Annotated in this window: 1 protein-coding gene; it reads right to left on the bottom strand. The window is 72.3% G+C overall.

The genetic code is table 11. The features are described from left to right. Positions 1–382, bottom strand: a 382-nt coding sequence (locus COI44_RS23735) for a sigma factor (RefSeq protein WP_286164073.1), incomplete at both ends; no start/stop codon positions are given.

The following is a 382-nucleotide window of genomic DNA, read 5'->3' as shown; positions in this document are numbered from 1 at the left end:
CACCAGGAAGGCGCGGGCGATCTCCGCCGTGGTGAGCCCGCCGAGCAGGCGCAGGGTCAGCGCCACCCGCGCCTCGGTGGAGAGCACCGGATGGCAGGCGGTGAACACCAGGCCCAGCAGGTCGTCGCCGATGGGATCGTCCAGCATGGCGTCCGCATCCCCCCTGCCTTGTTCGAGCTGCGCCTCGATCTCGCGCGCCAGCTCGTCCTCCTTGCGGCGGTGCAGCGCATGGCGGCGCAACTGGTCGATGGCGCGGCGCTTGGCGGTGGTCATCAGGCATGCGCCGGGATTGCGCGGCACGCCCGTCGTGGGCCATTGCTCCAGTGCCGCCACCAGGGCGTCCTGCGCCAGTTCCTCGGCCTGGCCCACGTCGCGCATGAGG

It is taken from the genome of Bacillus sp. AFS088145 (genome assembly GCF_002564465.1).
Classification (GTDB): domain Bacteria; phylum Bacillota; class Bacilli; order Bacillales; family Bacillaceae_G; genus Gottfriedia.
Note: the sequence above shows the minus strand (reverse complement) of the source record. Positions and strands in the feature narration are given on the sequence as shown.